Origin of the sequence: Streptococcus sanguinis SK1 = NCTC 7863, from assembly GCF_000194945.1 — a bacterium.
In the GTDB taxonomy this organism is placed as follows: Bacteria; Bacillota; Bacilli; order Lactobacillales; family Streptococcaceae; genus Streptococcus; species Streptococcus sanguinis.
In genome coordinates this window covers 206,289-229,965 of sequence record NZ_GL878507.1, presented here as the reverse complement: position 1 = coordinate 229,965, position 23,677 = coordinate 206,289, and the positions used below count along the sequence as shown (strand labels likewise).

General features: G+C 42.6%; 21 protein-coding genes. 6 read left to right on the top strand and 15 right to left on the bottom strand.

All coding sequences use genetic code 11. The features are described 5' to 3' along the window. Position 1: 1 nt before the first annotated feature. The 6 genes from smc to yycF form a co-directional block, all read right to left on the bottom strand. On the bottom strand, positions 2–3,538 hold the full coding sequence (gene smc / locus HMPREF9378_RS09675; RefSeq protein WP_002913384.1) for a chromosome segregation protein SMC: 3,537 nt from the start codon (positions 3,536–3,538) through the stop codon (positions 2–4). Further along, complete coding sequence (gene rnc / locus HMPREF9378_RS09680) at positions 3,529–4,227, bottom strand: ribonuclease III (protein ID WP_002913383.1); 699 nt, start codon at positions 4,225–4,227, stop codon at positions 3,529–3,531. The genes smc and rnc overlap by 10 nt, the downstream gene beginning before the upstream one ends. A 121-nt stretch (positions 4,228–4,348) precedes the next feature. After that, complete coding sequence (locus HMPREF9378_RS09685; RefSeq protein WP_002906095.1) at positions 4,349–4,708, bottom strand: YbaN family protein; 360 nt, start codon at positions 4,706–4,708, stop codon at positions 4,349–4,351. Between the two features lie 91 nt (positions 4,709–4,799). Beyond that, positions 4,800–5,600: an MBL fold metallo-hydrolase gene (locus tag HMPREF9378_RS09690; RefSeq protein WP_002913382.1), complete on the bottom strand. Its 801-nt coding sequence runs from the start codon at positions 5,598–5,600 to the stop codon at positions 4,800–4,802. Between the two features lie 9 nt (positions 5,601–5,609). Continuing rightward, on the bottom strand, positions 5,610–6,959 hold the full coding sequence (vicK, locus tag HMPREF9378_RS09695; protein ID WP_002899938.1) for a cell wall metabolism sensor histidine kinase VicK: 1,350 nt from the start codon (positions 6,957–6,959) through the stop codon (positions 5,610–5,612). Next, positions 6,952–7,653, bottom strand: coding sequence for a response regulator YycF (gene yycF, locus HMPREF9378_RS09700; protein ID WP_002894937.1), 702 nt, complete (start codon positions 7,651–7,653; stop codon positions 6,952–6,954). The genes vicK and yycF overlap by 8 nt, the downstream gene beginning before the upstream one ends. A 336-nt stretch (positions 7,654–7,989) precedes the next feature. On the opposite strand from yycF, the gene HMPREF9378_RS09705 reads away from it, so the two are divergent. The 5 genes from HMPREF9378_RS09705 to HMPREF9378_RS09725 all read left to right on the top strand — a co-directional run bounded on the left by HMPREF9378_RS09705 (position 7,990) and on the right by HMPREF9378_RS09725 (position 11,448). Further along, the gene (locus tag HMPREF9378_RS09705; RefSeq protein ID WP_002913381.1) at positions 7,990–8,751 is read left to right on the top strand and encodes an amino acid ABC transporter ATP-binding protein; all 762 of its coding nucleotides are present in this window, start codon (positions 7,990–7,992) and stop codon (positions 8,749–8,751) included. Between the two features lie 14 nt (positions 8,752–8,765). Further along, entirely contained in the window at positions 8,766–9,578 is an 813-nt protein-coding gene (locus HMPREF9378_RS09710; protein ID WP_002913380.1) for a transporter substrate-binding domain-containing protein, read from the top strand. 12 nt (positions 9,579–9,590) lie between these two features. Continuing rightward, positions 9,591–10,271, top strand: a complete 681-nt coding sequence (locus HMPREF9378_RS09715) for an amino acid ABC transporter permease (RefSeq protein WP_002913378.1) — start codon at positions 9,591–9,593, stop codon at positions 10,269–10,271. Between the two features lie 10 nt (positions 10,272–10,281). Beyond that, the gene (locus HMPREF9378_RS09720; protein ID WP_002906089.1) at positions 10,282–10,941 is read left to right on the top strand and encodes an amino acid ABC transporter permease; all 660 of its coding nucleotides are present in this window, start codon (positions 10,282–10,284) and stop codon (positions 10,939–10,941) included. Between the two features lie 108 nt (positions 10,942–11,049). Next, positions 11,050–11,448, top strand: a complete 399-nt coding sequence (locus HMPREF9378_RS09725; RefSeq protein ID WP_002913375.1) for a hypothetical protein — start codon at positions 11,050–11,052, stop codon at positions 11,446–11,448. Between the two features lie 102 nt (positions 11,449–11,550). Here HMPREF9378_RS09725 and thrS read toward each other — a convergent pair whose 3' ends face one another. From thrS to ccpA, 6 genes are all read right to left on the bottom strand, one after another. Further along, the gene (thrS, locus tag HMPREF9378_RS09730; RefSeq protein ID WP_002913371.1) at positions 11,551–13,494 is read right to left on the bottom strand and encodes a threonine--tRNA ligase; all 1,944 of its coding nucleotides are present in this window, start codon (positions 13,492–13,494) and stop codon (positions 11,551–11,553) included. 33 nt (positions 13,495–13,527) lie between these two features. Continuing rightward, complete coding sequence (locus HMPREF9378_RS09735; protein ID WP_002899927.1) at positions 13,528–13,929, bottom strand: hypothetical protein; 402 nt, start codon at positions 13,927–13,929, stop codon at positions 13,528–13,530. Positions 13,930–14,264: 335 nt separating this feature from the next. Beyond that, the gene (locus HMPREF9378_RS09740) at positions 14,265–14,747 is read right to left on the bottom strand and encodes a hypothetical protein (protein WP_002913365.1); all 483 of its coding nucleotides are present in this window, start codon (positions 14,745–14,747) and stop codon (positions 14,265–14,267) included. Positions 14,748–14,815: 68 nt separating this feature from the next. Beyond that, on the bottom strand, positions 14,816–16,138 hold the full coding sequence (locus tag HMPREF9378_RS09745) for a glycosyltransferase family 4 protein (RefSeq protein WP_002913364.1): 1,323 nt from the start codon (positions 16,136–16,138) through the stop codon (positions 14,816–14,818). Between the two features lies 1 nt (position 16,139). Beyond that, positions 16,140–17,138, bottom strand: a complete 999-nt coding sequence (locus HMPREF9378_RS09750; protein ID WP_002904961.1) for an LTA glycolipid anchor biosynthesis glycosyltransferase, IagA/BgsA family — start codon at positions 17,136–17,138, stop codon at positions 16,140–16,142. A gap of 246 nt (positions 17,139–17,384) precedes the next feature. Then, positions 17,385–18,389, bottom strand: a complete 1,005-nt coding sequence (gene ccpA, locus HMPREF9378_RS09755; RefSeq protein ID WP_002894913.1) for a catabolite control protein A — start codon at positions 18,387–18,389, stop codon at positions 17,385–17,387. Positions 18,390–18,551: 162 nt separating this feature from the next. On the opposite strand from ccpA, the gene HMPREF9378_RS09760 reads away from it, so the two are divergent. Continuing rightward, positions 18,552–19,634 carry a M24 family metallopeptidase gene (locus HMPREF9378_RS09760; protein ID WP_002913357.1) on the top strand — a complete coding sequence of 361 codons (1,083 nt, stop codon included), beginning with the start codon at positions 18,552–18,554 and terminating at the stop codon, positions 19,632–19,634. Positions 19,635–20,046: 412 nt separating this feature from the next. Here HMPREF9378_RS09760 and dcm read toward each other — a convergent pair whose 3' ends face one another. From dcm to HMPREF9378_RS09775, 3 genes are read right to left on the bottom strand one after another with little or no spacing between them, the layout of a single operon-like run. Continuing rightward, on the bottom strand, positions 20,047–21,087 hold the full coding sequence (gene dcm, locus HMPREF9378_RS09765; RefSeq protein WP_002913356.1) for a DNA (cytosine-5-)-methyltransferase: 1,041 nt from the start codon (positions 21,085–21,087) through the stop codon (positions 20,047–20,049). Next, complete coding sequence (locus HMPREF9378_RS09770) at positions 21,084–22,484, bottom strand: protein NO VEIN domain-containing protein (protein WP_002913354.1); 1,401 nt, start codon at positions 22,482–22,484, stop codon at positions 21,084–21,086. The genes dcm and HMPREF9378_RS09770 overlap by 4 nt, the downstream gene beginning before the upstream one ends. A gap of 2 nt (positions 22,485–22,486) precedes the next feature. Then, positions 22,487–23,542 carry a DNA cytosine methyltransferase gene (locus HMPREF9378_RS09775; RefSeq protein WP_002913353.1) on the bottom strand — a complete coding sequence of 352 codons (1,056 nt, stop codon included), beginning with the start codon at positions 23,540–23,542 and terminating at the stop codon, positions 22,487–22,489. Positions 23,543–23,677 lie beyond the last annotated feature (135 nt).

Below are 23,677 nucleotides of genomic sequence, written 5' to 3'. Positions count from 1 at the left end.
TTTACATACTTTCTAAATCTTTTAACTTGACCGAGACAATCTTGGAAACACCAGACTCCTGCATGGTAACTCCGTAAATAGAGTCTGCAGCTGACATGGTTCCCTTACGGTGAGTGACCACAATGAACTGGCTGTCCTTGTCAAATCGATTGAGATAATCCCCAAAGCGTTTAACATTAGCCTCGTCCAGCGCTGCTTCCACCTCATCCAAGATGACAAAAGGAATGGTCTTAACACGGATGATTGAGAAGAGTAGAGCCAAAGCTGACAAGGCCTTCTCGCCACCGCTCATCAGATTAAGCGACTGGATCTTCTTGCCCGGTGGCTGCACGGAAATTTCTACACCTGCAGTCAGCAAGTCTCCCTCTGTCAATATCAGGTCTGCCGAACCACCGCCAAACATCTGACGGAAAGTCACCTTGAAGCTTTCACGAATGGCTTCAAAGGTTGATTTAAAGCGTTCCTTGACTTCGTCATTCATCTCTTCAATCGTTTCTAAGAGCAGATTTTTGGCTGATAGGACATCGTCTCGTTGCTCGTTGAGGAAGTTCAAACGGTTGCTGACTTCTTCAAACTGCTCAACTGCTTCCAGATTGACTGGACCTAAAGCTCGAATGGCTTTTTCCAAATCCTTCACCTGGCTTTCAGCAGCTGGCAAACTTTCTAACGGACGAGCCTGGCTGCTTGCTTCTTCGAAACTCATCTGATAGTCATCTGTCAGATTGCTTGCCAGACGGCGCATGACATCCATGAGCTTATCCTTTTCTGCCTCTGCCTTGGCTTGCCGGCGAATCAATTCTTCATTTTGATGACGGGCTTGCTCCAATCGACTAGCAATATCATCAGACTGACCTTCTAAATCTTCAAGCTCAAATTTCAGACGAATCAGTCTTTGATCCAGGTCAGTCTTTTCTTGCTTGGCAGTGTCTAATTGCTCTTCCAAAATCGTAATGTCCACCTTTTGCAGGCTGGACTGCTCCTTTTGCTCCATCAAGAGCTCCAAGGTCGCCTGCTCTTTTGCAAGGCTGGCTTTTTCCTCGGACAGACGTTCCAAGTCATTCTTTTCAAAGCGTTGATTGGAGGTCAGCTCTGTTCGCTGGAGCTTGAGTTCAGCTAAACGAGAGGAAAGTTTGTCAAAACGAGCCTGAACTGCATCTTTGTTCGACTTAACCTGCTCTATTTCTGCAGTGATGTCCATTTTTTCTTGCTCAATTTCGGTCAAGCGGGTCTGCAGTCGGTCTTTCTCTTCTGAAATATCCAAACCAGACTGACCAGCCAACTCCTGTTCCTGTAGATTTTTCAGACTTGTGAGTTCTTCTACGCGCTTGGCTAACTGTTCGTAGGCTAGATTAGCCTTTTGTTCAGCCAAGCGAGCCTGCTCACCATCTGTCTTGATTTGTTCCAATACCTGCTTAGCCTGACTTAGCTGGTTTTGCAGAATTTGCACTGCTTCTTCCTGCTCTTTCAAGCTGATATTTTTCTGCTTAATCTCTTCAAGCAGAGCATCTAGCTCCGGCTTGATAAAGATGGTATTGTTATTGCGGTTGGCACCACCGGCATAGGAACCGCCAGTCCGAAGCTCTGTTCCATCCAAAGTCACCATGCGAACCTGATAGCGCACTTGGCGAGCTGCTGCTCGGGCATGCTCCACTGTATCAAAAATAGCAGTCGTTCCCAGCAGATTTTGAAAAATACTGTCTAACGATGACTCATAGCTGACCAAGGAAGAAGCCAGCCCCAGAAAACCAGCACTTTTTTCAATTGTAGCACGGTTATGGTCAGGCAGCTGACGCGGCTTGATGGTTGTTAAAGGCAGGAAGGTTGCCCGGCCAGCCCGATTTTTCTTCAGAAATTCGATAGCCCGAGTCGCAGCCGCCTCATCTTCTACGATGATATTCTGACTGCTGGCTCCCAAGGCAATTTCCAGCGCTGTCTGATAGTGAGGATCAAAACTGAGCTTTTCGCTGACTGCTCCTACAATACCGCCCAGTCGGCCAGCCTCTTGTAGCACACTCTTAACACCAGCATAGAAATTACTGTGATTTTTGAGAATGGCCTCCAAGCTATTGGAACGTGCCTGCTTGTTTTTGAGGTCGTCCAAAAGCTCAAACATCTTAGTCTGCTGATGTTTATAATCTGCCTCTAGCTTCTCTACTAACTGGATCTGACTTTGGTAGTCAGCCAGTAGGCCCTTGAGAGCTTGGCGAGCAATTTCCAACTCCTCCAAACCAGCCTGCTCCTGAATCTGACTAGCCTCCAAATCAGCCTGTAGCTTAGCATAGTCAGCCTTCTTGCTCTCAGCCAATTTAAGCTCACTAGCCAGCTGACTCTCCAGAGAAGTCAAGTCATTAGAAAGATTTGCCTCTTCCTGCATGAGCTTGACATACTGCTCACGCAGATGCTCAATCAGCTGGTCTGGATCATCTGAAAAGTCTGCTAATTCTGCTTCCAAAGCAGCGATAGACTGCTCATTGTCACTCAGTTTGGCAGCTATTTGGCTCAATTCAGCCTGCTTGTCTTCTATGTTGCTTTCTATCTGAGCCAGTTTTTCTGACAGAGCAGCCAAGCGCTCTTCATTTTCCCGGCGGCTCGTCGCTGCCTGGCTGGACTCCAGCTTAGAGAGGTCAATCTGCCGCTCCAAATCACTGATTAAGCGGGTCAATTCCAGCAAACTAGCTTGATCATCAGACAAAGTTTGATTGAGCTCATGGCGCTTGGCCTTCAAGGTTTGGTTTTCAACTTCCAGCTCATCGCGCTTGCTGTAGTAGGCTGCCAGCTCCTGCTGGATATTCCTTAAATCTTCTTCAGACTGGGTCAACTTTTCCTTGTTAGCTGTCAGCTGAGCTACCAAAACATCCAAGTAAAGCTCTCGGCGCTGGCCATCCAGACTCAAGAAACGCTTAGCAGTTTCAGCCTGCTTCTCCAAGGGCTTGACCTGGCTCTCCAGCTCGTAGATAATGTCTTCCAGACGGTCCAGATTATCCTGAGTTTGACTAAGCTTGCTTTCCGTTTCCTTACGACGTGTCTTATACTTAAGCACTCCAGCAGCTTCTTCAAAAATTGCCCGGCGTTCCTCCGGCTTGCTGTTGAAGATTTCCTCGACCTTCCCTTGGGAAATGATGGAGAAGGAATCTCGTCCCAGCCCAGTATCCATGAAGAGATCGTGGATATCGCGCAGACGGACTTTTTTGCCGTCAATCTTATACTCACTATCACCGCTGCGGTAAATGTGACGCTCCACCCGAATCTCATTGGCAGCATCCTTGATAAATTGGTCACTGTTGTCCAGAACCACTACCACGGATGCGTAATTAAGTGGCTTGCGGGTTTCTGTTCCCGCAAAAATCACATCGGGCATCTTGCCGCCCCGCAGACTTTTCACACTGGACTCTCCCAAGGCCCAGCGCAGGCTCTCTGTAATGTTGGACTTGCCGGAACCGTTTGGCCCAACAACCGCTGTCACTCCCTGATCAAAGACAACTTTAGTCTTATCAGCAAACGACTTGAAGCCCTGAATTTCAATTTCCTTTAAAAACATGAAGAACTTTCCTTTTCAAATGCGTTTTTAGCAGCTTCCTGCTCGGCCAGCTTTTTAGAACGCCCCTGGCCTTGACCGGACTTGCGGCCATTGATGAGAACAGCCACCTCGAAATTTTTGGCATGAGCCGGCCCTGTCTCAGACACGACCTGATAGGCAATTTCCACATCACCATTAATCTGCAGCAACTCTTGCAGCTTGGTCTTATAGTCCGTCACCCGCTCAAAATCTCCCGCTTCCACCTTGGGAATCATGACTTGGTAGAGAAAGCTTTTGACTGCTTCCACACCCTTATCTAAGAGCAAGGCGCCTAAAAAGGCCTCGAACAAATCTCCTAAAATCGTATCACGATTCCGGCCGCCAGACTTCTCCTCACCGCGTCCCAGCTTGATAAAATGATCAAACTGACAATCACGGGCAAAGCCTGCCAAGCTCTCCTCCCGAACAATCATGGAACGCAGCTTGGACAAGTCGCCCTCTGGTCTCTTAGGATACTTGGTATAAAGATACTCCGAAATAATCAGTTGCAGAACAGCGTCTCCTAAAAATTCCAAGCGCTCATTGTGTGAAATTTTTAAGAGGCGGTGCTCATTGGCATAGCTCGTATGTGTAAAAGCCGTTTCCAACAAGGTCTCATCAGAGAAAACCAAGTCAAACTGCTCCAGCAATGCTTTTTTCAAATTTTCCATTACTATTTTACATCATGCTGACCTCAGTCAGATAAGTAGCATGACACCTTTTCCTTTCCAAAGATATACAGTCTCTATTATAACAAAAAACAGGCGCAAACGCACCTGCTGACAGTGATTTCTATTCCTTATCCGGAATTACTTTAAACAAATAATAGGTGATAAAAATGGTCAGACCCAACAGTCCAATCTTAACCCAAATAATAGGCGCTAGAAAAATGGAAATCCCCATCAAGATATAGATGGAAACGATGATCTTTTTTTTACGCTCCTTGGCAATCGTTCCCGTCTCTCGAAAATCTGCCACGTAGGTCTGATACATCTTGGTATGATAGAGCCAATTCTCAAAGCGCTTGGAACTGCGCGAAAAGCAGGCGATGGACAAGAGAAGAAATGGTGTCGTCGGCAGGAGAGGCAGAAAAATCCCCAAAACTCCTAACCCTAAAGATAATAGACCTACCACAAAGTAAATTGGCCGCATACAAGCTCCTTTGCAAAATAAAACCGTTGCTTTTTAAATCTTTAATGGATACCGCACTAGAGCAAGAGAACCAAACCTTTCGGTCTGGTGTTTAAATACTCGTCAAAGGTGTTGCGGTATCAGGCGAGGTATCATAGACCTGGAAATCATGGCCGACTGCCATATCGGCTTGAGCCAGTTGATTGACCATGGTCATGTGAGCCAATTCCTTGATATTATTTTCCTTACTGAGATGCCCCAGATAGATTCGCTTGGTGCGATTACCCAGAGTCCGAATCATGGTCTCTGCTCCATCTTCATTGGACAGGTGACCCATATCCGACAGAATTCGCTGCTTGAGACTCCAAGGATAGGCGCCGCTGCGAAGAATTTCAATATCATGGTTGCTCTCAATCAAGTACCCGTCGGCATTTTCGATAATCCCAGCCATCCGGTCACTGACATAGCCCGTATCCGTAAGCATGACAAAGCTTTTGTCATCTTTCATGAAGCGGTAAAACTGTGGACAGGCTGCGTCATGGCTGACACCAAAGCTCTCCACATCCAAGTCTCCAAAGGTCTTGGTCTTGCCCAATTCAAAGATATGCTTTTGACTAGCATCCAGCTTCCCCAAGTCCTTTTCCATAGCCTTCCAAGTAGCCTCATTAGCATAAATATCCAGATGATACTTGCGGGCCAACACTCCAACACCATGAATGTGGTCCTTGTGCTCATGGGTCACTAAAATGGCATCCAAATCCTCAGGCTTGCGGTCAATTTCGCCCAGCAAGCTAGTGATTTTCTTGCCTGATAAGCCAGCGTCAACCAGAATCCGCTTTTGATCTGTTTCCAGATAGAAACAGTTACCGCTTGATCCTGACGCCAGAATACTGTATTGAAATCCTTTAGTCATGTTTACTTTCTATATATCATCTTCATTATCCCAGTCGTCATCCCGGACACCATCATTCTCATAAGGCAAGACAATGGTAAAGGTCGAGCCCACACCATACTCACTCTTAGCCCAGATAAAGCCCTGATGCTGCTTGATAATTTCCTTAGCAATGGCCAACCCCAGACCCGTTCCGCCCTGTGCGCGGCTGCGTGCCTTGTCCACTCGATAAAAGCGGTCAAAGATCTTAGGCAGGTCTTGTTTGGGAATCCCCAGTCCCTCATCTGCAATTGAGAGAATCAACTGCTCATCTGTTGTCTTGATGGAAACAGTAATGGTTCCACCATCTGGTGAATACTTGATGGCATTGTTCATGATATTATCAATGACCTGGGTCAGCTTATCTGTATCAATCTCCACCCAAATCGGTGTTATCGGATAATCACGGATAATCTCATATTTCTTAGTTTCGTCTTGATTTTTTATCTTGTCAAAGCGATTGAGGATAAAGGTGATAAAAGCTGTGAAATTCGTCAGCTCCACTTCCAGATGACTAGTCTCGTTGTCAATGCGGGACAGACTAAGCAGGTCCGTCACCATCCGCATCATGCGATTGGTTTCATTGAGTGATACCTTGACAAAGTCTGGCGCTACTGGCTCAGACAAGGCTCCCTCATCCAGGGCTTCCAGATAGGACTTAACACTGGTCAGCGGAGTCCGCAACTCGTGGCTGACGTTGGAGACAAAGAGGCGACGCTCCCGCTCTTCCTTGTCCTGCTCGGTCGTATCATGCAAGACAGCTACCAAACCAGAAATGAAGCCCGACTCCCGCCTTACCAAGGCAAAGCGAACCCGCAAGCTCAAGTACTCACCATTTTCATCCTGAGAATCTATCGTCAGCTCAGGAACATTGGTAATCAGGTCCCTCAAATCATACTCGTCTGAAATCGAAAGCAGATCCAAAATACTCATATTTTGGACCTCATCTCTCTTAACTCCCAACTGCTTGGTTGCCATATCGTTGATAGTGATAATCTGCCCCCGACGGTTGGTCGCAAGCACGCCATCTGTCATATAGGACAGGATACTGGAAAGGCGTTTTGTTTCTTGCTCAAGGTTTTCATGTGTCAGTCGAATGACCTCTGAAAGATCATTGATACTGTTGGTCATATCTGTGATTTCTGGACTCCCTTGCATGTCCAGCACTTCAGAATAGTCACCTGCAATCAAATCTTTAACCTTTTGATTAAGCTGTACAAGCTTTTGGTTATCACGGCGATTTTCCAATAAAAGCAAGGCAACAACTACAATGAAGCCGATAATAATGATTGCAAAGACAAAATCCGCAGAAATCACAAATTGTTTAATTGCTTCAATCATTATTTCTCATATAGTAGCCAACTCCGCGGCGAGTCAAGATATACTCAGGTCGGCTTGGCGTATCTTCAATCTTTTCACGCAGGCGGCGAATGGTCACATCCACTGTACGGACATCGCCAAAATAGTCATAGCCCCATACTGTTTCCAGCAAGTGCTCACGTGTCATCACCTGACCGATATGTGTCGCCAAATGATGAAGAAGTTCAAACTCGCGGTGGGTCAGCTCCAGCTCCTTGCCATGCTTCTTAGCAACAAAAGCATCTGGCAAAATCTGCAGTTCTCCAATGGTCAACTCGTTCGGGCCACTTTCTTCTACTTGGTTTTCCACAACAAGGTCTGCCCGACGAAGAAGTGCCTTAACACGCGCCTGCAGCTCACGATTTGAGAAAGGCTTGGTCACATAGTCATCAGCACCAATTTCAAGGCCGATAACCTTGTCAAACTCACTGTCCTTAGCAGACAATACAATAATCGGAACATTGCTGGTCTTGCGAATAGTCCGAGCAACTTCCAGTCCGTCCACTTCTGGCAGCATCAAGTCCAGAATCAAGATGTCCGGCTGTTCTGCTTCAAACATTTCCAAAGCTTCCTTGCCATCAAAGGCAGTCAAAACCTCATAGCCTTCCTTGGCCATATTAAACTTAATAATATCTGAGATTGGTTTCTCATCATCTACAACTAATATTTTCTTCATATGTTCACCTTAACATAAGATTGGGATTGAATCAACTCCATGATAGAAAAGTTGTGACATAGTCAGCTAAGTCGTCCTGCATCAACACGTGCAAAAGGCAATCTAGTTTGCCTAGCTAGACTCCCAATCCAATTTTATTTATATAGTCTTATTATACCAAAGTTTTCTTAAAAAACACTAATTCAAACCATTTTTATTCCACGTTTGTAGAAAATGGACGATTCTCATCAAAAAAATTTTTTCTCAGAATAAAAATAGTCATTTTTATTCAATTTGACAGTTTATTTATTCTATGGTAAAATCTATGTCATATTATCTAACACAAAGGAGAAAGATATGGCTTTGGTTGAATTTAAAAATGTCGAAAAGTATTACGGAGACTACCATGCTCTGCGCAATATCAATCTCAGTTTTGAAAAAGGGCAAGTGGTTGTACTGCTGGGACCATCCGGCTCAGGAAAATCTACTCTTATCCGTACAATCAACGCTTTAGAAGGTATTGACCAGGGAAGCTTGATCGTCAATGGCCACGAGGTCGCGAACACTGCTGCCAAAGATCTGGTCAACTTACGCAAAGAAGTCGGAATGGTCTTTCAACATTTTAATCTTTACCCCCACAAAACGGTGTTAGAAAATGTCACTTTGGCGCCTATTAAAGTCCTAGGAATGGATAAACAAGAAGCTAAAAAAATCGCTCAAAAATATCTAGAATTTGTCAACATGTGGGACAAGAAAGACTCTTACCCAGGCATGCTGTCCGGTGGACAAAAGCAAAGGATTGCCATTGCCCGCGGTTTAGCCATGCATCCTGAGCTCCTGCTCTTTGATGAACCGACTTCTGCCCTGGACCCTGAGACAATCGGGGATGTTCTTGCTGTTATGCAAAAATTAGCCAAAGACGGCATGAATATGATTGTGGTTACACACGAAATGGGCTTTGCCCGTGAGGTAGCTGACCGCATTATCTTCATGGCAGACGGTGAGGTGCTGGTGGATACTACTGATGTTGATGCTTTCTTTGACAATCCTACCGAACCTCGCGCTAAGCAGTTTCTCAGTAAAATTATCAACCATGAGAGCGATAACGTGCTTTCTTAAAAAGGAGAAGACCTATGAAACTACAAAAAATACTCATTAGCCTACTCTTACTCCTTCTGACTCTAGGCTTGATTCACGCCGCTCCCGCACAAGCCGATTCCAGTACCAGCCAACAGGTCAAGGACATCCAGAAACGCGGAGTCCTCAATGTCGGTGTCAAGCAGGATGTACCTAACTTTGGTTATCTCAATCCTGATAGCAATACATATAGCGGTATAGAAATCGATATCGCAAAGAAGATTGCTAAGGAACTAGGCGTCAAAATCAACTACGTCCCAGTTACCGCACAAACTCGCGGACCACTTCTGGACAACGGACAAGTTGACATGGTAATTGCGACCTTTACCATCACAGACGAGCGTAAGGAAATCTATAATTTCACAACTCCTTACTACACCGATGCTTCTGGTTTTCTAGTTAATAAATCCAGCAAAATTAAAGACGTCAAAGACTTGAATAACAAGACTATCGGCGTCGTCCAAGGCTCTATCACCCAAACCTTGTTGGAAGAAATCGCTCAAGAGAAAAAACTCAACTTTAAATATGTGGAATTAGGCTCCTACCCTGAACTTGCTGTTTCTTTGCGGGCTCACCGTATTGATGCTATTTCTGTTGACAAGTCCATTCTGACCGGCTATGTAAGTTCCAAGTCAAACATTCTGGATTACAGCTTCAAAAAAGCTGATTATGGTGTGGTAACAAAAAAATCCAATACTCAATTGAATGACTATGTAGATGGCCTAATCTCTAAATGGAAGGAAAACGGCAGTCTGCAGAAAATTTATGACAAATATGATTTAAAACCATCTACTTCAACAGATGATTAGAAAGGAGACCCCATGAGTTTTAGTATTTCTTCTTGGCAGGCCTACTTTGCGGACTTTGGCAAGTTTTTCCAAGGATTCCTCTTTACCTTATCCATTTCTATCGGTGCCCTGACCTTGGCTCTTCTACTAGGGATTTTCTTCGGAGCTATCAGCACAGGTAAGCATAAAGTTCTACGTGGTCTTGCTCGTGTTTTTGTTGAGTTTTATCAGAATACACCACTATTAGTGCAATTTGTAATTGTCTTTTACGGTCTTCCGCTAGTCAGCAATTACACCATCATGCCCTCAATCTATTGGACTGCGGTGCTCTGTGTAGGCCTCTACCACGGTGCTTATATCGCCGAAGTCATCCGCTCAGGTATCCAGTCCATTCCTCGCGGGCAGACCGAAGCTGCACTCTCTCAGGGCTTTACCTATGTAGAAACCATGCGATACATCATCCTGCCCCAAGCTTTTAGGATTATCCTGCCACCGCTAATCAATCAGGTCGTCAATCTGATAAAAAATACATCTACCGTCGCTATTATCTCTGGTATGGATCTGATGTTCGTGACCAAGTCCTGGTCTGCTCTGAACTCCAACTACATCCCAGCCTTTGCCGGAGCAGCTCTGCTCTACTTCCTCCTTTGCTTCCCAATCGCTAGCTGGGGACGTAGGGTAGAGGAAGCCAATAAACAAGCTTACAGCATCTAAGGAGGTCTCTATGGAAAATATTTTAAAAGTCTTAACCGCAAACAACCTCCTCTTTATCCTTAAGGGACTCTGGCTGACACTGCAAATTTCTTTCATTTCCATTGTTCTATCAACGGTTTTTGGAACCATTCTAGCAGTCATGAGAAACGGAAAAAATAAACTGCTCAAGCTGATTGCCAGCATTTATATCGAATTTGTCCGTAATGTACCCAATCTGCTCTGGATTTTCACCATCTTTTTAGTCTTTCAGATTAAGTCAACACCAGCCGGTATCATCAGCTTCACTGTCTTTACTTCTGCTGCTTTGGCAGAAATTATCCGGGGCGGCCTTAATGCCATTGATCCAGGTCAGACTGAAGCTGGCTTATCTCAAGGATTTACTCAGTTTCAGATTTTGCGTTATATCATCCTACCTCAGGCTATTCGGAAAATGCTGCCAGCCATCATTTCTCAGTTTGTAACAGTGATAAAGGATACCAGCCTGCTCTATTCTGTTATTGCGCTCCAAGAACTCTTTGGTTCTGCTCAAATTCTAATGGGACGCTATTTTGAAGCTGAACAGGTCTTCGCACTCTACCTACTAGTAGCAGCCATCTATTTCCTGATTAACTTCGCCATTTCCAGCTTCTCGCGCAAGCTATCCCAACGCTGGGCTCAAGCTGCAGAATAGATAGCTCAAATACAGACCTACTGTGCAAAAGTTGAGTTTACCAACTCAGCTTTTTTATTTTTAATATTTGTGGTAGAATAATATCAAAGGATAGACAAGGAGAACGATATGAAAAAACTAACATGGCTTTTTATCACTGTCTTAACACTAATCTTTCTCAGCGCCTGCGGTCAGCACACTAGTTTCCAGGGAAAATGGAAGGCTCAGAAAGCAAATGGAGAGGACATTGACATTGTCTTCAATGACAAGACCGGCAAGCTAGGCGATAAAGAATTTCACTATAAGATAGATAAGTCAGGCTACCAAGATAATACCAAATATTACAGTATCACTGTCAGCGACACCTATCACTACACCATCCTTTTCCCAGATGATGATATGAAAATAGCTACTCTTCTAGAACCCGATGACCCGTCTAGCGACCCTCTCTATGGGGAAATGCTCTATGCCATGAACCGAAATGAGTATCCTGATTTTGATGATTATGTGGATAAATACTTGAATTAAGGTTAAACTTGCTAACATAATTAGTTAAAGAAGTTTCTACCTACAGATAGAAAACAATTAAACCCGAGCTAATTGCTCGGGTTTAATGTTTTCTAATGAGTTCTACTTTTCAACACGTGATTTGTTGGCAATGTCTGCTAAGATCTGCTCTACAAATTCGTCTACTGGTATTGTATGTGTTTCTTTTTGACCGTAGCGGCGGACATTAACAGTACCGTCTTCTACTTCCTTGTCACCAACGATTAGCTGATAAGGAATCTTGCTAGTTTGTGAGGCACGAATCTTGTACTGCATCTTTTCATTACGCTCATCCACATCAGCACGGACACCCTTGTCGCGCAGCTTCTTAGCTACTTGCCAAGCATAGTCAATATGGGCTTCATTGGAAACTGGAATCAAGGTCACTTGATGCGGAGCCAGCCAAGTCGGGAAGGCACCCTTGTAATTTTCAATCAAGATGGCTGTGAAGCGCTCCATGGTTGAGATAACTCCACGGTGAATCATAACTGGGCGATGCTCTTCACCGTCAGCTCCGACATACTTGAGGTCAAAACGCTCTGGCAAGAGGAAGTCCAGCTGGATAGTTGACAGAGTTTCTTCATTTCCTAGGGCTGTTTTAACCTGAATATCAAGTTTTGGACCGTAGAAGGCTGCTTCTCCTTCTGCTTCAAAGTAGTCCACACCCATTTCGTCCAAGGCTGCTCGCAGCATGGTTTGGGCATTTTCCCACATCTCATCGTTATCAAAATACTTATGCGTATCCTGAGGATCACGAAGAGACAGACGGAAACGATATTCTGTCAAGTTGAAGTCGGCATAAACGTCGATAATCAACTGCAGCGCACGCTGGAATTCTTCTTGAATCTGTTCTGGCGTTACAAACAAGTGGCCATCATTCAAGGACATTTCACGTACACGTTGAAGACCAGTCAAAGCACCAGATTTCTCATAGCGGTGCATCATTCCAATCTCAGCGATACGGATTGGCAACTCACGGTAAGAATGAACATGATGTTTGTAGACCTGGATGTGGTGAGGGCAGTTCATGGGACGAAGAACAAACTCTTCCCCATCACCCATATCCATAGTTGGGAACATATCCTCTTGGTAGTGCTCCCAGTGGCCAGAAGTCTTATAAAGCTCCACAGAAGCCAAAGGTGGAGTGTAGACGTGTTGGTAGCCGGAAGCCAACTCTTTATCAACGATGTAGCGCTCTAACTCGCGACGGACCGTCGCACCGTTTGGCAGCCAGAATGGCAAACCTTGCCCCACCTCTTGAGAAATCATGAAGAGATCCAGCTCTTTCCCTAACTTACGATGGTCACGCTCTTTGGCTTCCTCCCGCATTTGCAGATATTTCTTCAGGTCTTTCTTGTCAAACCAAGCAGTACCATAGACCCGCTGCATCATAGCATTGTCGCTGTTCCCGCGCCAGTATGCACCGGCCACGTTCAAGAGGTGGAAGATTTGAATCCTACCTGTAGATGGAACGTGAGGCCCACGGCAGAGATCCACATATTCACCCTGACGGTAGATGGTCAAACCACCCTCGTCTTCTGAGTGCTCTTCAATCAATTCCAACTTGTATGGATCGTTTTTGAAAATTTCACGCGCCTCATCCTTGCTCACTTCCTCACGGATGGACGGGAAGTTTTCTTTGACGATTTTCTTCATTTCCTCTTCGATAAGAGGCAGATCTTCATTAGAAATTTGCCCTGCTTCATTGTCCGTATCGTAGTAGAAACCATCCTGAATGGCAGGACCAACGCCCAAGTGAATATCTGGGAAAAGACGGCGAGCCGCTTGCGCAAACAAGTGGGCTGCAGAGTGACGCAAGATATCTAAAGCGTCTTCGTGATCAGGTGTTACGATTTCGATGGAACCATCTTCAGTGATGGCACGAGTCGTATCAATCAATTTGCCGTTGAATTTACCAGCCAAAGCTTTTTTAGCCAGGGAATTGCTGATAGATTGAGCAATTTCAAAAGTTGACACGCCAGATTCGAATTCACGAACAGCGCCATCTGGGAAAGTAATCTTAATCATGTGTTTTCTCCTTATTCAGATAACAAAAATATTTTAAGAATCTATTCTTTTATTGTAATAGTTGGTTTCTAGTATTTTTTGTAGTTCAGTTTTATGCCAGCCTGCACCAATCATAACCTTATTAACATTGAATTCAACACCCTGTTTATCATTCATCAAAATCTTAAGTTTATAGCCCAAGAACAGACGTTTCTTGAATTGGTAAGTTTGGATATCTTCTGCTGAAAATTCTCCTACAATGTCTCCTAATTTCCCCATAGGAGTAATAGAAATGATGTAGATTCCTGTCTCGGTAAAAACAATTAAAAAGTAGGCATTTGCAGTGCCTCCTAAGCGCTGAGTTCCATAAACCGCATGCAGTGGTGACTCAGCTATGCTAGAATCTAAGCCATGTTTCATTAAATAAGCCTTAATTTCTTCAAATTTGAACCCCATACAGATCTCCTTTATTCATTATATTTTTTTAATATTATAGCAAAGAAAGAGCCTTCTCTCACTACTAAAAAAGTTACACAAGAGAAATGAAAACAAAAAACGACATCCAAAAAGGACGTCGCAACGTGGTTCCACCTTCATTTATGTAAGTCAAAAGACTTACACCTCGAATCGGCTCTAACGTAGCCACCGTTTTATGTTTGCATAAAAGCTGATAGAGTAGTCTCAACTGCATCCTCTACGCGATTTCCAGCTCCACGCGCTCTCTAAAAGATTTCCTGCAGGTGATTTGTCTCTAGAAAACATTATAGCACGATTGGAAAAATTTGCAAGAGCTATTGACCATCAAAACCAGAAAAACGATTTAGAGCCTCTTGACTCAAAGTCGCAGCTTGACGTTTTTTACGGTATTGCTCTGCCAACAGCATTCCTCCCAAAGAAAGGAATAACAAGACATGAATATCCCTAGCATTATAAAGCGTGGAAGTGATTGGATTATAAATCTTATCTCCTGAGTAAAAAAGTCCGTCAAAAAAGTTTTTGAATAGGTAATAATACTGAACCCCTGGAATCAAAAGAAGAAAGGGCAGTGAAAAACCTTGCATCCGAGTATTTATATAAACAATCACTGCGCCAATCAAAGGAAGCAGCACAGCATAATAAAATAAATTAAGATTAGAAAGCCAGCTCAAATCGCTTCCCATACTTTCTGTATTATTTATAAAATATTGCCAAATTTGTTCCCAAATCAAGCCCGAACCAACGACAATGCCATAGAACAAAAGCAACCACGGCAACTGTTTGAGATATTTTTTCATAAGATTTCTCCTCTATTTCTAAAAACCTTGCATAAATAGCTATTGCCGCAATGATGCAAGGCATGTTTCTATTCTAATAATTTAGTAATATTCCTGATTTTTTTCACTTGCTTACTTGAAGCTTTGAGGATACGAACAGAGCCGTTGATTGGTAGAGAAATGACCTTGCCAGGCAAATAGGCCACTGTCTTGGCCAGACGCTTGGCAGCACTTTCCTCTGGGCTAAGCTCGTTATGGAAATCCTTGGAAATGGTTAAATCCAGATAAAACTCATAGACTCTGCGGCCAAAATTCTCCGCTGAAATCTCGTAGAGCTTGTCTTCTAACTTCTGCTCATCCATGTCAGGCGTCGCAATAATCGCCTCTAAAATAGCACCTGATAAATCCCGCTCTTGGTAATAAAGGGTCCCAAAAATCTTGTCACTGATAACATTATCCAGATAAGGATTGCCATGGGCAATAATCGGTGTGCCGCTGGCTAAGCTTTCTAAGTAGGTCAGACCTTGGGTCTCACTGGTTGAGGCAGAGATAAAGAAATCCGCAGCTTTATAGTAAAGGGCCGTATCACTGGGAGCAATCATCCCCGTAAAGATGACAGCTTCTTCAATCTGAAGCTTGGCAACCAGTTCTTTCAAGTCTTCCGCATAAGGACCGTCACCGACAATGACTAGCTTGACTTTGTCATTTTCTTCAAGGACGGCAGGCATCGCTTCAACGATAGCCTGAATATTCTTTTCATAAGAAATACGGGACAGACTGAGCAGCATAATCTCATCTTCAGCCAGTCCTAGCTTGAAACGGAGCTTCTTGATATCCTCACGCGAAATTTCCGGCCGCTCAAACTTCGCCAGCTCAATCCCTGTCGGAATCACCCGTTTTTCTGCTTCGATTTTATAATCAACCAAAAGGTCATAAACAATCTCGCTAGGGCAGATAACCCCATCCAAGTCACTCATAAAACCACGGACGATATATTTGACCATGCTAGGACGGATGACCATCCCCTTGGCAATATAGTGCACATAATCCTCATACTGGGTATGGTAGGTATGTACTACCGGAATCCGCAGCTCTTTGGCAATCCAAATCCCCAGCAGCCCTAGTGAGAACTCAGTCTGGGTATGGATAATGTCCAGCTGGTACTGACGGGCAATTTCTAAGGCATGAGAAAATCCTCGATAAGCCACTCTTCGATCCTTAAAGGCAAAGAAAGGTACGCTGGGAATCCGAATAATTTGCCAATCCTCATAACGATTGACATCCTTGTCCGTCGTCGTAAAAATAAATACCGTGTGACCTAATTTTTCCAGCTCCGTCTTCAAAGTCCGAATACTAGTAGCAACCCCAGAGACCTGAGGAAAATAGGTATCTGTAAAAAGACCAATACGCATCTTACATCTCCAAAACTGTTTGATAAGCCTCAACTAACTGATCTGCAACATCGTCAATAGACCGGCTTTTAGCCACCTGATAGCCTGCTTCGCGCTTGTCCACCTTTTTATCTAAGACATTTCTCAGAGACTGGACAAACTCATCTACATTATGGCAGAGCTCGGCTGAACGCTCATCCACCCAGCCCTGATAGACTGGAATATCACGCAGCACAACATTCTGCTCACTAGCCAAGGCTTCCAGGACAACAATTCCTTCTGTTTCCTCATAGGACGGGAAAAAGAAGGCATCTGCTCCTGACATGGCTCCCTGGAAAACAGCTCCCTTAAAATAGCCAGGGAATTCGACATTATCAGGGTGGTCAAAGAGAACCAAACGGCGAATCTTGCGCGGAATCAACCAGAGATTAATAGAGCCCAGCCAGATAAAGCGTACATCAGGCATCCTGCGGGCAACCTCTACAAAATCCTCAATCCCCTTGCGGCGGAAATAAAGTCCAGCACAGACGACAACCTTCTGCCCTTCTTCAATCTTAAAATACTTTTTAAAAACTTCTTCCTTGCGAGCATCTTTCTTATACTTAGGCAGGTCAATACCGTTTGACACAGCCACCATGGGTGTAGTGACCCCATAAGACTGGATCAGCTGCTTGGAATACTCCGATGGCGTGATAATGAAATCCGCCTTTTTATACATGTGAGTCAGGTATTTACCAAAGAGCGGAGCAAAGAGATTGGATCCAATAAAGGAATTTTCAAAGTCCTCCTTGGTCGAATGCCCATGCATAATAACTTTTTTATTGCCCCTCTTGGCAGCATGCAGAAGAAGCAAGCTACGGGGACCATAGGTATTGATGTGGACCACATCATAATCTCCTAAAACGTCCGTCGTATAAGGAATCCCAGCCAAATCCAAGGCATGCATCTGATGCTGGAGGGCTCGGCCGATTCCTGATTTCTCCAAAACGGACTTTCCTTCAAGATACAGTAATACTTTCATACTTCCTATTATACCTAAAATAAAATAAAAAGGAAAACCACAAGGGCAAATGAGGTAAAAAATCCATCCAAAGCCTGATAAGGTTTAGAAAATCGCTCTAATTGAACGGAAACATAAAAAAGCTGAGGTACTATACCTCAGCCTCGCTTCATAATCATAAAACTCTCTTAAAGCAGTCATTGACCCAGTCTCTTCAGTCGCTTTTCAAGTTTAAAGAAGTTCCTAATCAGACTTGCAGATCACCGCTTATTTCCGAGTTGATTTACGCTCGCTAATGCTGTGAGCTAGGAGAACTTCGCGTTCTTCCAATTCTTCCTTATGCATAATCTTAGTCAGCATGCGCATACTGATAGCGCCGATGTCATAGAGGGGCTGACCGATTGTGGAAAGGTTAGGACGAGTGAAACGAGCTACTTGTGAATCATCACTGGTAATGATTTCAAAATCTTCTGGAACCTTGATGCCTTGATCAGACAGACCATTTAAGAGGCCTGCTGCCAACTCATCTCCTGTGACAAAAGCCGCAGTTGCTTTGGAAGCAATGACACGCTCTGCCAAATGGTAGCCATCATCATAAGAATATTTAGATTCAAAAACCAAGCCTTCGCTGTATGAAAGTTTCTTGTTCTTCAAGCCATCTTTATAGCCTGATAGACGGATTTTCCCGTTGATATCATCAACAAGCGGTCCGCTGACAAAGGCAATTTTCTTATTGCGCTTAGCCAGTAATTCTACAGCATCAACCGTTGCTTGCTTGTAGTCAATATTGACGCTCGGAAGCTGATGCTCCACATCAACAGTACCCGCCAAAACGACCGGTGTACGCGAACGTGAAAACTCTGAGCGAATTTTCTCTGTCAGATGATAGCCCATGAAAATAATGCCATCCACCTGCTTAGAAAAGAGGGTATTGACAACGGAGACTTCCTTATCATCGTCCTCATCACTGTTAGCCAAGACAATGTTGTATTTATACATTTCAGCAATATCGTCAATCCCTTTTGCCAAGGTTGAGAAATAGCTATTGGTAATATTTGGAATGACAACGCCGACGGTTGTAGTCTTCTTGCTGGCTAGTCCTCGTGCCACTGCATTTGGACGATAGTCAAGACGATCAATGACCTCTAAAACTTTTTTACGTGTGTTTTCTTTGACGTTCTTGTTTCCATTCACTACCCGACTGACTGTCGCCATCGAAACTCCCGCTTCACGGGCGACATCATAAATGGTTACTGTGTCGTCTGTGTTCATATAGTTTCCTTTCTTCTATTGAAAATATCGTTTTCACTTTCCTACATTCACCATTTTATCACTTCTTGTAAACACTTTCAAGTATTTTGATAAATTTTTGAAAAGTCTTGCTTTTTTTGACATTTTTTGCCAAAATAGAGGCATAGAAAGAAGGTTGTGACCATGACAAAAATCCAACAAATCACCCACTATCTCGAAAATGAGAAGCTAGATGCTGCTGTCCTGTCTAATCCAGTCACTATCAATTATTTGACTGGTTTCTACAGTGACCCGCATGAGCGGCAGATGTTTTTGTTTGTCTATCCTGACCATGAGCCCCTGCTCTTCGTGCCAGCTTTAGAAGTTGAGCGTGCTTCAGGTTCTGTTCCCTTTTCAGTCCTTGGCTATATGGACTCTGAAAATCCTTGGCAGAAGATTAAAGTTGCCCTGCCTAGTCACTCCTTCAAGACCGTCGCTCTTGAGTTTGATAACTTGATTTTGACCAAATATCATGGATTGAAAACTGTTTTTGATAGTGCAGAATTTACCAACCTGACTCTTTACGTCAACCGCTTGCGCCTGATTAAGTCTGCCGATGAAATCCAGAAAATGCTGGTAGCTGGCCAATATGCTGACAAGGCTGTTAATATCGGTTTTGACAATATTTCACTGGATAATACCGAAACGGATATCATCGCTCAGATTGACTTTGCCATCAAGCGAGAAGGCTATGAGATGAGCTTTGAAACTATGGTACTGACGGGAAATAATGCAGCTAATCCGCACGGTATTCCCGGAGCAAATAAGGTCGAAAATAACGCCCTCCTCCTCTTTGACCTTGGCTGCATGGTCAATGGCTATGCCAGCGATATGACAAGGACCGTTGCTGTTGGCCAGCCGGATCAGTTCAAAAAAGATATCTATTATCTGACATTGGAAGCCCAACAAGCTGCACTTGACTTTATCAAGCCAGGCGTCACAGCTCATGAAGTAGACCGTGCTGCTCGGCGAGTTATCGAAAAAGCGGGCTACGGTGAGTATTTCAATCACCGCCTCGGCCATGGTATCGGTATGGATGTTCACGAATTTCCATCTATCATGGAAGGCAACGACATGGTCATCGAAGAAGGCATGTGCTTCTCTGTTGAGCCTGGTATTTACATCCCTGGCAAAGTCGGTGTCCGCATCGAGGACTGCGGCCATGTCACTAAGAATGGTTTTGAACTCTTCACCGAAACTAGCAAGGACTTGCTGTATTTTGAATAGAATAGCAGAAAAGCACCGAACGGTGCTTTTCTAGTTTAAATTACAATACATTCCCCTAATTAACGTCCAAAACCGATGTAAATAAACTCAAAAATAGGCTGGACTTCATAGCCCAAGAAAGTCAAGCATTTTTTTACAAAAAACCTAGTGATTTCAAATTGCTGAGTTTAACGAGTTATTGGTTAATCAAATTACAAAGTCTTTACTACATAATAGATCAACAGGGACGTTATTCTATCTCTTGTTATAACTTTATCATCTAAAGCACAGTAGCTAGCACTCAACATAACACTCTCCCTTAAATTGAGAATTTTCGTGATATTTTATACTAGCCTCCACTATTGAAAAATACTTGTATAGAAGTCTTATCTTGAAAATCTAACTTCATACCAAGCCACGTACACTAAAATTATCAACTTGCTTCAAATAGATCTAATTGACCAAAACTCTCTTCAAGTTCGTGCTGTTTTGCAACTGCATCGCTATTTCGCAAATCTGACACTAACTTTTCAGCTATATACCACATCATAACAGGAGGAATGGCATTCCCGAGCATTCTATACTGAGCGCCTTCTGAACCAATCAGTTCATAGTTTTCTGGAAAAGATTGAATACGTGCAACTTCTCTTGGAGTGTAACGACGATAACGACCATTTTCCAACAAAACAGGATCAGTACTATTTAAAGAAACTTTCGCTAAGTGAGAACTAACCGTATTACTTGGTCGCTCAATGTCCTGTGCTCGCCCTTTATTCATTTTTTTGCCAGACTTGCTATTTAGCATTCCTTTCACTGCCCTCTCACTAAAATAATATTTTTCATCAATATTTTTCTGAAGAATTGCTTTTAGTGGTGTGTAATCTTCTTCATTCTGAATAGGCTCTTCAGGAAATTCAAAAGTAAAATTCAAATCTTTTCGAATACCAACAATAAACACACGCTCTCTCTTTTGTGGAACACCGTATTTTGTAGCTACGCAAAGTTTATAGGAAACATTATAGCCAGCTTTTTCGAACTCCTCAATAATCAATGGAAAGGCTTCTTTGTTGTTTGCAGACAAAATTCCCTTAACATTTTCAGCAAAAAAAGCTTTCGGTTGATGTGCTTTCAACACTCGCACCATCTCAAAAAATAGCGTTCCTTTTTCGTCTTTTATCCCTAGACGTTTCGGATTTTGAGCACTAACAGAAAACGACTGACACGGAAATCCACCTGTTAAAATATCGAAAGATGGTATTTCATTCGATTTTACTTCTCGAACATTTCGATTGTCCGGAGTAATACCAAAATTCTTTTCAAACATTTTATTAGCACTATCATCAATATCATTCGCATAGACAATCTCAATTTGATTATCAGCATAATGTTGATCTAAAAAATCAAATCCACCAGCAAAACCAATATCTGTTCCACCCCCTCCACTAAAGAGAGAAGCAATTTTTAGTTTCTTCAAATTAAATTCTCCTCAAAGCCCACTGATGATGAAAAGCGAACATCATAACCATCCTTTCTCTCAATCAGTAGCATCTTCTCATTTTTTACTAAATCATACAAATTCTTGATAATAAACAACTTTTTGCTATGTTTTGAAATCTGCAAACGATATATATAGTATCTATCACGCACAGACTTTGCTGTTCGCCATTCATTTGGTGTGATATGAAACGAATTAAAAGTAATAGAAGTATTGCTGACCGTTGTCTTTACCTCAATATACTTTCTTAATTCAGAATCATCACACTCAAAAGATTGAACATCGTAGCCTACACCAAATTGTGTCGGGATAAAGTTAACAAGGTGAAGCAATTGCTCTTGTCCATTTTCTCGCAATTTTTGTTTCTCGTGATTAATAACAATCGCTTCTCCTGAACTTCCCACAATAGCAGTAGATATTTTCTCGCTATATTCGATATGTTCAGTTAGATGTCCGATAATATCCGAATTCTCTTCAGTAAAATCAATATCACTTGGAATATAAAGATTAAAGTTTGTTCTAAAATCAATATCTCCCAAATCACGATTGACATATTCGAACCAAGCACTTCTATATTCTCTAATCTCTTCAATCCTTGTTGAAGATTTACCAATGAATTGAGCATAGCCATCAAATACAGTATCTGATTGTAAAAATTCATTTATTGCTTGCTCTTCTATGGAATTTATTTTATACCTACCGCCTTGAACACTTAGCAGGCTTGCTATAACCATATAATCTAAAATATCTTTAGCATAGCGTATAACATCACCTGTAGTGTCGTAAACCATCTTGGACTCTCTGTTATCTTTAATGCGATTCCATACTTTCAAAACAGGCTCTTTATCCCGAGTGCACCTTAAGTCATTAAAAATACAATGTGCAACTTCCTCATCAGTGAGGTAAATAGCTTTTTCTTCAACCTGTGACGCTTCTGTAAGTAGTTCCAGTAAATACTGAGATGGCTTAAATTGAACTCCAATTTGACACAGCTTAACAATCTCATTATCTTTTAGATGCCCACCAGGATATTCGAAATTATACAAAAATGTTTTAAAAAAACGAATAAGGTCTTGGTCGTCAGTCAACTCCTTAGCTCTATTTCCTGAATAAACAAATCCTTCTTTCTCAATCATCAAGCCAAACAAAGAAGAAATCTCCGTTCGCCAGTTATTAATTGTCTTCTCCGTTTTATCAGCATTGCCTGCGTAGTGTTTAATAATTTCATTTAGTTTCTTACTAAATTCCTTTTTTGGCAATATCCCTAAATCAGAAATATTGGTCGCCATATAAACAAGAACGTTTTCGACATCGTTTTTAAAACGAGGTCGTGGGTGATGCAATCTAAAATAATATTTTTCTGGAACTTGATACATAGTTACTCTTCGTTATTTTTTAAATATTTCAATAAACTATTCGCAATCTGTTGAGCCATTAGAGGCGGAACAGCATTACCAACTTGTCTAAATTGCTGTGTTTTACTCCCATAAAAGATAAAATCGTCAGGAAACGATTGTAATCGTGCGGATTCCCTCACGGTTGGAACACGGTTGTATTTATAATGAAAATGATGTCTGTGCCCCGTATCAATCGTAGGAGCTGGCTTCCAGCTTGCAAATCGAGTCCAAGCAACATTAAATTTTCTTGACTCTCGTAATTCTTCGGGTAGGTTTTTATAATTTCCACCATCAGGAACAAGAGCAATCGTGCTTGTTACTTTTTCAGAATGCTTGGCTGCAATGTGATTCAACACAACTGAAGACTGCTTTCGCATTAGTTTTTGATAGTTATTTTTAGGTTCTGAAACATAAACCATCTCTGCATCGCCAAGTTCATTTTCTAATGTTGGTAAATCAGAAAGTGCCATCTCGGTCGTGATAGTTGTTCCCAATGAAGTAGGGTATTCAAATCCATCATTTTTTGTTCCTACAAAAATGACACGCTTTCGATTTTGCGGAACACCATAATCAGAAGCTAACAAAACTTTAAACTGAACCTTATAGCCCATTTTTGAAAATTCTTCGATGATCGCATCTTTTATATGTCCTTTAAACAAACTGACAATACCAATCACATTTTCAATAACAAAAGCGGTTGGTTGTATTTCTCGAACTAAGCGGATATAGGATAAATAGAGTTTGTTCCGAGGGTCATCAAATTTTCGCGGTCCAGAAAGAGACATTCCCTGACATGGCGGACCTCCAACAATTAGATCCACTTTTTGTTCTCCAATTATTGGTTTTATATCTTCCTCATAAGATATATTCGTAATGTCTCCACACAATACTTTTGAATTTTTGTGGTTTTTTCGGAAAGTTTCTAAGGCTTTTTCATCATTATCAATACCTAATAATACATTAAAACCTGCCGCCTCAAATCCATAAGATAAACCGCCTGCTCCTGAAAATAAGTCTATGATATTATATTTATTCAATTTATAAACTCCACACTATCATTCATTACTATCTACAATTATACCACAGAAAGCAATTTGAAGATACTTTGGAAAATGAAAAGACTCACTCTGAACTGCACTCCCAAAGTTAGACAGAAAAATCTAACTTTTGGG

What these genes read in the sequence shown, in the direction of transcription:
- HMPREF9378_RS09745 (WP_002913364.1), bottom strand. Translation starts at nt 16,138, where the DNA reads ATGCGTATTGGTCTTTTTACAGATACCTATTTTCCTCAGGTCTCTGGG.
- HMPREF9378_RS09690 (WP_002913382.1), bottom strand. Translation starts at nt 5,600, where the DNA reads ATGACTAAAGGATTTCAATACAGTATTCTGGCGTCAGGATCAAGCGGT.
- HMPREF9378_RS09685 (WP_002906095.1), bottom strand. Translation starts at nt 4,708, where the DNA reads ATGCGGCCAATTTACTTTGTGGTAGGTCTATTATCTTTAGGGTTAGGA.
- HMPREF9378_RS09770 (WP_002913354.1), bottom strand. Translation starts at nt 22,484, where the DNA reads ATGTATCAAGTTCCAGAAAAATATTATTTTAGATTGCATCACCCACGA.
- ccpA (WP_002894913.1), bottom strand. Translation starts at nt 18,389, where the DNA reads ATGAACACAGACGACACAGTAACCATTTATGATGTCGCCCGTGAAGCG.
- HMPREF9378_RS09740 (WP_002913365.1), bottom strand. Translation starts at nt 14,747, where the DNA reads ATGAAAAAATATCTCAAACAGTTGCCGTGGTTGCTTTTGTTCTATGGC.
- HMPREF9378_RS09735 (WP_002899927.1), bottom strand. Translation starts at nt 13,929, where the DNA reads ATGGGGTTCAAATTTGAAGAAATTAAGGCTTATTTAATGAAACATGGC.
- HMPREF9378_RS09725 (WP_002913375.1), top strand. Translation starts at nt 11,050, where the DNA reads ATGAAAAAACTAACATGGCTTTTTATCACTGTCTTAACACTAATCTTT.
- HMPREF9378_RS09715 (WP_002913378.1), top strand. Translation starts at nt 9,591, where the DNA reads ATGAGTTTTAGTATTTCTTCTTGGCAGGCCTACTTTGCGGACTTTGGC.
- HMPREF9378_RS09760 (WP_002913357.1), top strand. Translation starts at nt 18,552, where the DNA reads ATGACAAAAATCCAACAAATCACCCACTATCTCGAAAATGAGAAGCTA.
- rnc (WP_002913383.1), bottom strand. Translation starts at nt 4,227, where the DNA reads ATGGAAAATTTGAAAAAAGCATTGCTGGAGCAGTTTGACTTGGTTTTC.
- HMPREF9378_RS09750 (WP_002904961.1), bottom strand. Translation starts at nt 17,138, where the DNA reads ATGAAAGTATTACTGTATCTTGAAGGAAAGTCCGTTTTGGAGAAATCA.
- thrS (WP_002913371.1), bottom strand. Translation starts at nt 13,494, where the DNA reads ATGATTAAGATTACTTTCCCAGATGGCGCTGTTCGTGAATTCGAATCT.
- vicK (WP_002899938.1), bottom strand. Translation starts at nt 6,959, where the DNA reads ATGATTGAAGCAATTAAACAATTTGTGATTTCTGCGGATTTTGTCTTT.
- smc (WP_002913384.1), bottom strand. Translation starts at nt 3,538, where the DNA reads ATGTTTTTAAAGGAAATTGAAATTCAGGGCTTCAAGTCGTTTGCTGAT.
- HMPREF9378_RS09720 (WP_002906089.1), top strand. Translation starts at nt 10,282, where the DNA reads ATGGAAAATATTTTAAAAGTCTTAACCGCAAACAACCTCCTCTTTATC.
- yycF (WP_002894937.1), bottom strand. Translation starts at nt 7,653, where the DNA reads ATGAAGAAAATATTAGTTGTAGATGATGAGAAACCAATCTCAGATATT.
- HMPREF9378_RS09710 (WP_002913380.1), top strand. Translation starts at nt 8,766, where the DNA reads ATGAAACTACAAAAAATACTCATTAGCCTACTCTTACTCCTTCTGACT.
- HMPREF9378_RS09705 (WP_002913381.1), top strand. Translation starts at nt 7,990, where the DNA reads ATGGCTTTGGTTGAATTTAAAAATGTCGAAAAGTATTACGGAGACTAC.